Here is a 10,264-nt window from a genome sequence, read left to right on the forward strand (position 1 = left end):
ACCGGAGAAGGGTGGCCGGGCGGCGTCACGTGCAGGGGGCGCCGGGGGCGGCTAGGAGAGGGTGCCCGCGCCCGTTGTGCCGGTCAGGTCGGTCAGGAGGCTGGTGACCGTCGTCTGGAGGCCGGTGGTGAGGGCCGGGGTCCAGTTGACCGTCGTCTTGAGCTTCTTGGAGTTCGCGGCGTTGTACGCGGCGACGAGGTTGGTGGCCTTGCCGTTGACGACGTTGCCGGTGCCGGCGACCGAGCCCGTGCCGTCGCCGCTCAGCAGCTTGGCGACCTTCGCGTCGGCGGGGGTCTTCCAGACGTTGCGCTCGGCGACGACCTGGGCCTTGGCGCGGGAGTCGAGGCTGTACTTGGGGGCGTAGCCGTTGACCGTGGTGATGTCGTAGACGTTGTTGTAGAGGTGGATCTGGCCGATGCGGGCCAGGGGCGCCCGCTGCACGATCCCCTTCCACAGGTTGTGGTGGATCGTCACGCGCAGCTTCCCGGTGCTGTCGGTGTCGCTGCTGCCGATCAGCATCGTCTTGTCGTGGTTGAGGAACTGGTTGCGCTCGACGGTCACCAGGTCGGAGCCGTTGGTGATGTCCAACGCGCCGTCGTGGACCTGGTACTTGCGGCCGTAGTACGTCGCCTCGGTCTTGTCGAAGGTCGGCGCGTCGGTGAACGTGTTGTGGTCCGCCCAGACGTTGGTCGCGCCGCGCAGCGTGACCGAGTCGTAGTTGGAGTTCCACTCGCCGGACGAGCCGTCGGTCGGGTCCCACTGCGGGAAGCAGTCCTGGGTGTCCGCGAAGGTGAGGTTGCGGAGGACGACGTTCTTGACGTTCTGGACCAGGACGCTGCCGCCGAGGATGCCGGCCTTGGTACCGGGGACGCCCACGATGGTGGTGTTGGACGGCACCCTGAAGACGATGTTCTTCTTCTGCTTGTCCTGGGCCGCCTTGCGGGCGGTCTCCTGGGTGCCCGACGGCGCCTTCTTGCCGTACGTCGACGGGTCGAACGCCTTGAGGTAGGCGGAGAGCGAGTAGCCGGTGCCGGAGGCGTAGTCCGCGCAGGTCAGCTTCTTGCCGGAGTCGTTCGTGTTGGCGTCGATCGTGCCCTTGATCTTGATGATCCGGGGCGTGGTGTCGGTGGCGGAGCCCAGCGCCTTCACGAGCTGCGCCCGGGTCGACACCGTGAAGGTGTGCGCCGCGTCGGCCTTCGTGCCGCCGGTCGTTCCGGAACCGGACGCCGCCCAGCCGTCCTTGGCGGGCAGCACCTGGTGGTAGAGGTCCACGGTGGGGTTGGCGTTGGCGTTCATCACGAGGACGCCGGCGCCGACAGCGGCGGCCACGGCTGCGGCGGAGACCACGAGGGTGCGGCGCGTGCGGAGGGACCGGCGGTGGGACGGGCGCGGAGAGGCAGAGGCCACGGATGAGTCCTTACGTAACGTACGTGGTTCGGGAGAACACGTGGTTCGTGTGGAGCCCCCGTGAAGGGAGTTCCGACTCATGTGTGGTCGCGGGTCCGGGATAGGTTGCCGCCGATCTCGAACTCGCTTTCTGCCGCCGCATCCTGACGGGTCGTCCAGCAGCACGCCTCCACGGCTACTTGATGTGGTCCAGCACCTCCTGGAACTCCTTCGTCGGGGAGAACTTCACGAGTTCGACGTCCTCCAGGGCCTCCGGTGAGTGGCCGGGGCCCCAGTAGTAGGCCTGTCCCGCCTCGTAGAAGTCCTCGCCCTCCTTGGTGCGCATCCTCAGCCGGCCGCTGACCACGAGTCCCCAGTGGGGGCACTGGCACAGGTCGTCGGGGAGTCCCCTGAGGGCCGGGGCCATGTCCATGCCCTTGGGGAGTTTGAGGAAGGCGACGCTCATCCCGCCGCCCATCTCCTGGGTGCGCACCTCGAGGCCGTCGCCCTCGATCTCGACGGGGGCTTCCGTCCGCGTGACTGCCGTCATGACTCCTCCACGACCGATCCGCCGCGGGGCCTCGGGAATCTCCCTGCCGGGGTCCGCTCTCTCGGGGACCCCGCGCTTTCCAGTCTGCGCCTGTCCCTCACACACCTCGAATCGGAGTGACATGCGTCACGACCGAAATGCGCCCGATGGAATCGATCGACCTGCTTTCGCAAAGCGATAAATGCTTTCTTTCCCATCCAATAGGCGCACTTGCTCCCACGCGTGCCGAATTCGACTGATCATCCGGATCGGCGACGCCATCGCCCGGCGTCCCGACAGGACGGCCTTCTGCCTGGTCCCGGCTGCGCATTGGGGGTCCGAGCGGGCGTGCGGACGGCTGGGCTCGTACGTCCTCCCGCCCCCGGGAAACGTCATCGGCGCCGCCCCGACAGTCGCACGGGCGTTCGTTGCCTGGTGCGCTCGGCGGTCCCCATAATGACCGGGCTCGCCAGGGCCACGGCCAACCAGGGGGTCATTCAGGGCCGAAGTCGAACCGAAGCCGGACCACTCAGTGAGGCCACGCATGTCACGTATGAACAGTCATCGCCGGAAGACGAAACGCTCGGGTACTTCGCGTGCGGAAGCGGCTCGTCCGAGAACGAAACGCCGGAAGATAGCCGTCGCCACCGCCGTCGTACTGGTCGTGGGCGCCGTGGGCATCCCCACGGCCGCGCTGGCCGGTGGGAACGGGCTGGGCGGCTGGAGCAGTGTGGCGTCCTCCTGGTGGGGAGGGAGCAAGTCGGATCAGGCTGCCCCGGAGCCCTCGCGCACCCCGACCGCGTCCGCGACGGACGCCTCCGCGAGCGCGTCCCCCACGCCGTCGCGCAAGAAGCGCCCGTCGCGCTCCGCGAGCCCGAGCGCGTCCCCTTCGAAGTCCGGCAGCCCGGCCGCGAAGGCCACCCCCGACGCCGCCGGCACCCCTGACAGGACGACCTCACCTCCGAGTGTCCCCAAGGCGACGAAGGCCACGAGGTCCGACACCACTACTCCCACCGCCGCCACCGACGACACGGACTCCGGCCCCACGGCCCGTGTACTGACCCTGGTCAACGCCGAACGCGAGAAGGCAGGTTGCTCGCCGGTGACCGTGGACACCAAGCTCACCAAGGCCGCGCAGGATCACAGCCAGGACATGGCCGATCACACGAACATGTCCCACACCGGCTCCGACGGCTCGTCCATGAGCGACCGGCTCGCCCGCGTCGGCTACCGGTTCAGCACGGCGGGCGAGAACGTCGCCGCCGGGTACGGCACCGCCGACAGTGTCATGGACGGCTGGATGAACAGCCCCGGCCACAAGGCCAACATCCTCAACTGCGCCTTCAAGGAGATCGGCATCGGCCTGGCAGGGCCGGGCAACTACTGGACCCAGAACTTCGGGTCACAGGCGTAGCCGCCGAGGTGCCGTATGAGGGCGGCGGCGCTATGGCGGGTGACGGGGAGTATCCGGGCGGGGTCGTCGCTTTCGCGGAGGTGTATCGCGTTCCGCGCGGCGCTCAGCTCCACGCACTCGTTGCCGTCGGCGCCACCGGAGAACGACGACTTCTGCCACTGGGGCACGGCTCACAGCTCCTTCGCCAGGCGGTGTATGAAGTCCCGGGACTTCAGCGGGTCAAGCGATGCCGACTCCACCTTACGAAAGAGCGTTCGCATCTTCAGCAGCTGAGCGGCGTCATCGAGCAGCGCGGTTCCGTACGGGGTGTCCCGCTGCACGGTGTCCAGCGCGGCCACCGACCCGCCCACGCAGAGCAATGACGTGCTCGCACCGGCGAAGCCGTCGGTGTCGAAGGGGATCACGCGTACGGTGACGTTCGGCCGCTCCGACTCCTGGAGGATCGTGGCCAGTTGAGCCCGTGCAACGCTGCGGTCGGCGACGCGCGTACGCAGGACGGGCTCATGCAGCACCACCTCGTACGGGCATCGCTCGAGAATCGCCTTGCGCCGCATGCGGTGAGCAACCCTGGGCTCCACCTCGCCCGACGTGAACTCCGGAACCCAGTACGAGAACACCGCCCGTGCGTACTCCTCGGTCTGCAACAGTCCGGGAACGTGCGAGGTTCCGATCACCTGGATGGACCGGCCGTGGTGTTCGAGTTCCGCCAGATCCAGAAAGGCCGACGGCAGCACGTCCCGGTACTCCTCCCACCAGCCCCGCGTACGGTCCGTCGCCATCACCACGAGCGCCTCGACCAACGCCGTGTCCGCGCAGGCGTACAACTCGGCAAGCCTCCGCACCCGATGCTCGCTGACACCCGAGAGCCCGGATTCGACCTGACTCATCTGCGCTGAGGTGGACGACAGAAGTCCTGCCACCTGGCGAGCCGACATCCCCGCCGCGTCCCGCAGTTTGCGCAGCTCAACGCCCAGCCGCACCTGTCGGGCAGTGGGCTGGTTCCTCGGCGCCATGGCGGCTGATCCCCTCAACGGCACTGCTCGCAAGCCCTCGTTGGGCCCCTCGTTCGGGTGTCAGGTTACGCGACCCGCTTGCGTGAGGAGAAATTTCTCCTCTACCGTCAGTGACGCGCCGCACACCCTGCGGAACCATCGGCCCCCCGGAAGCGCACCGCCCCGCCCTGCCACGGCGGACGCGGCAGGCCACCGGTCGCCCCCAACTCCACCGCCAGTCAGAGGAGTCACGCATGCTCGACACCGGAGAGCCCACCGACGAAACGACACCCCGCCCCGACGAACCCTGGACCTACACCCTCACCATCCCCAACGACCCCCGCGCCGTCACCATCTGCCGCCGCACCCTCCGCCTGATCCTGACCCTGCACGGCCTCCCTCACCTCACCGACGCCGCCGAACTCCTCGCCACCGAGCTGATCACCAACGCCGTACGGCACACCAAGGGCCCAGCCGCCATAACGCTCCGCTGGGCCGACCCGGTGTTGCGCGTCACCGCATGGGACACGGCCCCCCGGCACTTCGCCCGCGCCCTCGCTCCCCGAGCCCCCGGCCCCACCTCCGACACCGGCCGCGGCCTCGCCCTCGTCGAGGCCTGCGCCGAGAACTGGGGCTGGTTCAACTCGATCCACACCGCCGAACCCGACCGCACCGACGGCAAGTTCGTCTGGTGCGAGCTGACCACGGCGGTGTGAACGTTTCTTCCCCACTCGAAAGAGTGATCTCATCCCAAGTGGCCCTAAATCAGCGCGAGATGCCCCATAGGTTCCATCCCATGGTCACTTCAGCCCACGAGGGCATGCACCGCATCTTCCAGGAGCGGCCCGCGATCCTGACCCCTGTCTTCGAGGCGCTGGGCATCGCGTTACCGGACAAGGCGAGCGTGTACGCGGTCGCCACCGATGCCACGGAGACCAAGCCGATGGCGCGGCACATCGACACGGTGCTGCGCGTCGACCCCTCCGACGGGGAGGACTTCCTGCTCGCCGTCGAGGCGCAGGAGCGGCGAGACAAGAGGAAGGAGCACAGCTGGCCCTACTACATCGCCTATCTCCAGTCGAAGTACCGCCTTCCCGTCCTCCTGCTCGTGGTCTGCCGCGACCGGGCCACGACCAAGTGGGCGACCGGCCCGTTCGACTGCGGAGCCCGCGGCTGGGTCGTCCAGCGTACGTACCCGCTCATCGCCGGACCGGACAACCTCCCGGTGATCACCGACGCGAGGACCGTGGCGGAGAAGCCCGCGATGGCCGTCTTCTCCGCGCTGGCCCATGCCGACAACCCCGAGCGCGACGCCATACTGAACGCATTGCACCGTGGCTTCGCGCAGCTGGACTGGAGCGCCGCCGGCTACTTCAGCCAGTTCCTGGAGAACGCCCTGGGGGAGAGCCCCGCCGGAGACAAATGGAGGCACATCATGACGTTCGTCAACTACTTCCCCGGCCGGGGCACGATCCTGGAGAAGGCCTACCTCGACGGTGAGGCACAGGGAGAAGCCAAGGGAGAAGCCAAGGGCGTCCTGGCCGTCCTGGAAGTGCGCGGTATCCCCGTCTCCCCCGAAGTCCGCGAACGCATCACCACGTGCTCCGACCCCACCCGAGTCAGCGCCTGGCTCGACAGGGCCGGCACGGTCACGCACGCGGAGGAACTCTTCGCGGAGGACCCGGAGAACTCAGGGGCCGCCGATGCCCCGTCCAGTGAGGGCCTCGTATAAGCCCCGGTCTGCCCCTGTGAGGTAGTCGGGCCATCTCAGTATCGAGCGGCTGAGTTCAGTCACGTGTGGCAGCACCACCGTCGCCGCCAGGCCGGCAAGGCCCGGTGGCGACAGCGGCCTCCCGGCTTTCCCTGGTCCGCTCAGCCCTCAGCCCTCACGCCTCAGCCCCGGCCCCCACCCCCGCCCGGCCCGCCCCCGAAGCCGCCGCCCTCCGGGGCCTCGCCCGCCGTGACCGTGGCGATCTTCTTCGCCGAGCCGAGCTTGCCGGAGCCGGCGAGGCCGCCGGTGTCGGAGCCGGAGGCGGAGCCGGAGGCGGAGCCGCCGGAGTACACGGTGTACTCCTCGCCGCTCTTGATCGACCCGCCCGAGTAGACGACGTTCTGGATGGTCTTCGAGGTGACGTACGACGCCACGACCTTCCCGTCCGCGTCGACGATGTGCAGGGTCGTGCCCGCCTCGACCGACGCGTCCAGGGTCGCCGACAGCCAGCCCTGTTCCGATTCCTCGTCCGGGGCGACGACCATACCCGCGCTGCCGGCGGCGAGGAGCGTGCCGCCGCTGACGGTGAAGCTGCCGTTGACGTCGAGCGCTCCGTTGCCGCCCATCTCGGGACCGTTGACGACGATCGTGCCGCCGGTGATCTCGGCGGTGCCGTTGGAGTCGAAGCCGTCGCCCTGGGAGTTGAGGACGAGGGTGCCGCCGGTGACCTTCGCCGAGTAGTCGCCGGCCTCCATGCCACCGCCCCCGCCGCCGGGACCGCCGCCCCGTCCGCCCTGCGTGTCCTCCTCGGAAGTCGCCTCGCTGCCCGACGCGTTGACGCCGTCGTCGTCGGAGGTGACGTTCGACGTGCCGCCCCGGACCAGGATGTCCTTGCCCTCCAGTCCCTCGTTCGAGCCGGTGATGTTCAGCGTGCCCTCGCTGATGACGAGGTCGCCCTCGGCGTGGATGCCGTCGTCTCCGGCCGCGAGGGTGACGTCGGCGCCGTTGAGGTGGACGGCCGCGTCGCCGTGCAGCGCGTCGGCGGAGGCGTTCACGTCGACCGTGCCGCCCTCCAGCACCGTCATCACACCGGACTTCAGGCCGTGCGCGGAGGTGTCGTCGGAGGCCTCGCTCTTCACGGTCAGCTTGCCGCCGGTGACGACGAGGTCGGTGGCGGCGTCCACGGCGTCGCCGTTGGCCGTCACGGAGACGGTGCCGCCCGCGACGGCGACGTACCCCGCGTCCTCCTCGTCCGCGTTGTCGGACTTCAGTCCGTCGCCCTTCGCCGTCACGGTGACCGTGCCGCCGTTCACCACCAGATAGTCCTTGCCCCGGATGCCGTCGTCGGCGGCCTCGACGGTGATGTTCCCGCCCTCGACGACCAGGCCGTCCTTGCCGGCGATCGCGTCGTTGCCGTTCCCCTTCACGGTCAGCGAGCCGCTGCCGCCGATCGTCAGGTCGCCCGCGCTGTACAGGGCGGCGTTGGCCTCGGCGTCGTCGGCGTAGGAGTCGGTGTCGCTCAGCTTGTTCTCGCTGCCGTCCGCGAGGACGACCACGAGCCGCTCCGCCTCGGTCGCGGCGATCGCCGACCCGGAGGAGCTGGAGATGTCGACCCCGTCGAGGACCAGCTTGACGGTCGCCTCGGGGGCGGTGATCACGATCTGCCCGTCGTCGAGGGAACCGCTCAGCCGGTACGTCCCGCTGGAGGTGATGGTGACGGTGGACCCGTCGACGTCGACCCCCTTGCCGTCCGCCTCCGCCGAGTCACCCTTCAGCTCGATGCCGACAGCCGCCGACTCATCAGCCTCCCCGTACTCCGTGTCGCCGTCCTCGGCGTGCGTGTCCTCGTTGTCGGCGAGGACGGCCGCCGCGTCGCGCGTCCCGTCCACGGCCGCCGCCGCACTCGCGCTCGACGACGCGTCGGACGACGCCGAGCCGGAGTCGCTCCCGGAGGAGCACCCGGCCAGCGCGGCGGTCGCGAGGGCGACGGAGGCGAAGGCGGCCACCGCCTTCGTACGGAACCCCCGTGCCCTTCTCTTCCACGAGTTCATACGGATGTTCATGCGGAGCTCCCGTTCAGTGCCGGTGCGGTGGGGAAGTGGCGCCGCAGAACGGGCAGCCAGCGGTTGGCGGGCAGGTCGGGCCGGAGTGCGGCCAGCCCGGTGCCGTACTTGGAGACCGGGCAGGGCCGGTGCCTGAGCGACCACAGCAGCCGGTCGGCGCCGCAGCCCGCGCGCCCGGCCTTGGTCTCGACGATGGTCCGCTCGGGGGTGCGCAGTTCCGTGCCGTCGGGCAGCGCCCAGGTCAGGTCGGTGTCGACGGTGACCCGGCTGCCGCTGCCGGGCAGGAAGAGGGTGGTGCGGCGGTAGCGGGTGGTGAGCGTGGGCACCAGGCGGAAGTCCCGGGCGTCGATGCCCGCCGCGCCGAGGACGTCGTCGGCGTACGCCCGCGCGTCGGGGCCCAGCCGCCCCGGCTCACCGTCGTACGGGACGCGCTGCTTGACCGTGGTGCCGCGCGGGCCGCGCGTCTTGACCTCCAGGAAGTGCTGACCGGACCCCAGATACGTCCGGATCCGCAGCTTGAAGCGGCGGCGTCGGCGTCGGGCGGCGCCCAGGTAGCCGTCCATGTCCGGGGTGTCGAAGTACACGGACCGGTACGCGAACTGCCGCTCGCCGTCGACCTCCAGGACCTGTACTCCCCCGGTCTCGGCTCCGCTCGACCGGGAGGTGCCCCCACCGTCGAGCCCGCCGACCACGAGGGGAAGGTCGGTGAGGGGCAGCATGTACTTGCGGTCCACGCGGGTCAGCAGCTCGGCGCGGTCGACGAGTTCGTCGAGGCCGATGGGGCGCAGCGCCCCGACCACGGGGGCGACGGAGTCCAGGGCCGTCATGCCCGCACCCCTTGCCCCTGCCCCTGCGCCTGCGCCTGCCCGTGCGCCTGTTCCTGCCCGTGCCCCTGTTCCTGTTCCTGTCCCTGCCCTCGCTCGACCCGGTGGCCCGCCTCCTGCGGCGCGCGCGTTCCCTCGCCGGTGACGATGTACCGGACGTCGACCAGGGTCATGTCGTTGACCAGGTCGACGCTCTGCACGGACAAATTCACCACCCGCCCGCCCAGCAGTACTTCGAGGTGCGCGCGCAGGGCGTCCTCGTCGGTGTAGGCGGCGTCGAGGCGCAGGCTGCGCTGGCGGTACCGGCCGAACAGCTTCGGGTGGTCGCCGACGTACATCGTGGCGACGATCAGCGCCATGAGGAGGGCCGACAGGACGTTGACCTCCTCCGGCAGGCCGGCCAGCAGGCCGAGGGCGAGCGCGGAGAAGTAGTACGCGATCTCGTGCTGGGCGATCTCGTTGGACCGCAGCCGGATGATCGACAGGACGCCGAACAGCCCCATCCCGAGGCCGATGCCGACCGACGAGGAGCTGAGCGTCATCGCCACCGCGAGGACGCCGACGTTGACGCCGAGGAAGGCGGCGATGAGGTCCCGGCGGTGGTGGCGCGGGAAGTAGACCGCGAAGGTCAGCACGGAGATGGCGGCCAGATCGGCGACCACCAGAAGGGTCTGGTCCATGTCAAAAGACAATCCGGGGTGAACCTTTGAGTTTGCTTTGCCTTCCCTTAACTGAACTTGAGAAGTTGTGAAGGCCAACTCGATCGACATGGACGCCCAGCTGACGGAGGCGGGTCCGGACCACGGGCCGGGGGGCGGATGCCGTCGGCGGGGCCGAGACCTACGTCAGCAGGGTCCAGGCCGGGGACGAGGGCGAGGTCCCGACCCCGGAGGCCGGCGGGCACCTTCCGCCGAACGTGCCGCTGGGTGCGGTAGGCCCGAAACCCCTGCCACCCCGGTTTCGCCCGATGGGGTGGCAGGGCGCTCCGTGAGCCACCGCGCACTCCCGCTCCTGCCGTACAAGTGACGGCGGTAGTAAGGAAGTTGGAGCGACAAGGGATATGGGTGCCAGTGGTGCGACGAGACAGAGTGCGAGCGACGACGGCTGCGGCGGCGGCCCTGCTGACACTCGCTCCGGGGGCGGCTCAGGCGGTCGGTCCCCGGCCCACGGTCGCGGAGACGGTCACGGCGACGACGGCCGGAGTGACCACCACCGGATCGGCGACGACGGCCGGAGTGACCACCACCGGATCGGCGACGGCAGCCGGGGTGACCACCGCCGGGTCGGCGACGGCAGCCGGGGTGACCACCGCCGGGTCGGCGACGGCAGCCGGGGTGACCACCGC

11 protein-coding genes are annotated in these 10,264 nt (G+C 69.7%); 3 read left to right on the forward strand and 8 right to left on the reverse strand.

The window, feature by feature from the left end; genetic code table 11:
- Window positions 1-51: 51 nt before the first annotated feature.
- The gene (locus ACFU53_RS42985; RefSeq protein WP_384005230.1) at window positions 52-1,407 is read right to left on the reverse strand and encodes a polysaccharide lyase family 1 protein; all 1,356 of its coding nucleotides are present in this window, start codon (window positions 1,405-1,407) and stop codon (window positions 52-54) included.
- A gap of 175 nt (window positions 1,408-1,582) precedes the next feature.
- Window positions 1,583-1,936 (reverse strand): hypothetical protein, encoded by a 354-nt coding sequence (locus ACFU53_RS42990; protein ID WP_384005231.1) that lies wholly within the window; start codon window positions 1,934-1,936, stop codon window positions 1,583-1,585.
- A 652-nt stretch (window positions 1,937-2,588) separates the two neighbouring features.
- Here ACFU53_RS42990 and ACFU53_RS42995 point away from each other — a divergent pair.
- Entirely contained in the window at window positions 2,589-3,329 is a 741-nt protein-coding gene (locus ACFU53_RS42995; RefSeq protein WP_384005232.1) for a CAP domain-containing protein, read from the forward strand.
- Here the strand turns inward: ACFU53_RS42995 and ACFU53_RS43000 are convergent.
- Together ACFU53_RS43000 and ACFU53_RS43005 are read right to left on the reverse strand one after the other, a co-directional pair.
- Window positions 3,296-3,496, reverse strand: coding sequence for a DUF397 domain-containing protein (locus ACFU53_RS43000; protein ID WP_384005233.1), 201 nt, complete (start codon window positions 3,494-3,496; stop codon window positions 3,296-3,298). The genes ACFU53_RS42995 and ACFU53_RS43000 overlap by 34 nt on opposite strands.
- Window positions 3,497-3,499: 3 nt before the next feature.
- Complete coding sequence (locus ACFU53_RS43005; protein ID WP_384005234.1) at window positions 3,500-4,342, reverse strand: helix-turn-helix domain-containing protein; 843 nt, start codon at window positions 4,340-4,342, stop codon at window positions 3,500-3,502.
- Between the two features lie 233 nt (window positions 4,343-4,575).
- Here ACFU53_RS43005 and ACFU53_RS43010 point away from each other — a divergent pair, with 233 nt between their 5' ends.
- Together ACFU53_RS43010 and ACFU53_RS43015 are read left to right on the forward strand one after the other, a co-directional pair.
- A complete protein-coding gene (locus ACFU53_RS43010; RefSeq protein WP_384005235.1) occupies window positions 4,576-5,037 on the forward strand; it encodes an ATP-binding protein in 462 nt (153 codons plus the stop codon).
- Window positions 5,038-5,117: 80 nt separating this feature from the next.
- The gene (locus ACFU53_RS43015) at window positions 5,118-6,053 is read left to right on the forward strand and encodes a hypothetical protein (protein ID WP_384005236.1); all 936 of its coding nucleotides are present in this window, start codon (window positions 5,118-5,120) and stop codon (window positions 6,051-6,053) included.
- Window positions 6,054-6,214: 161 nt separating this feature from the next.
- Here the strand turns inward: ACFU53_RS43015 and ACFU53_RS43020 are convergent, their stop codons facing one another.
- From ACFU53_RS43020 to ACFU53_RS43035, 4 genes are all read right to left on the reverse strand, one after another.
- Entirely contained in the window at window positions 6,215-8,095 is a 1,881-nt protein-coding gene (locus ACFU53_RS43020) for a carbohydrate-binding domain-containing protein (RefSeq protein WP_384005237.1), read from the reverse strand.
- Window positions 8,092-8,922 carry a VTC domain-containing protein gene (locus ACFU53_RS43025; protein ID WP_384005238.1) on the reverse strand — a complete coding sequence of 277 codons (831 nt, stop codon included), beginning with the start codon at window positions 8,920-8,922 and terminating at the stop codon, window positions 8,092-8,094. Before ACFU53_RS43025 ends, ACFU53_RS43020 begins: the two co-directional genes overlap by 4 nt.
- Complete coding sequence (locus tag ACFU53_RS43030) at window positions 8,919-9,599, reverse strand: DUF4956 domain-containing protein (RefSeq protein ID WP_384005239.1); 681 nt, start codon at window positions 9,597-9,599, stop codon at window positions 8,919-8,921. The genes ACFU53_RS43025 and ACFU53_RS43030 overlap by 4 nt, the downstream gene beginning before the upstream one ends.
- Before the next feature lie 464 nt (window positions 9,600-10,063).
- On the reverse strand, window positions 10,064-10,264 hold a 201-nt coding region (locus ACFU53_RS43035; protein WP_384005240.1), incomplete at its 5' end, for a hypothetical protein.

Source organism: Streptomyces sp. NPDC057474 (genome assembly GCF_042802555.1).
Classification (GTDB): domain Bacteria; phylum Actinomycetota; class Actinomycetes; order Streptomycetales; family Streptomycetaceae; genus Streptomyces.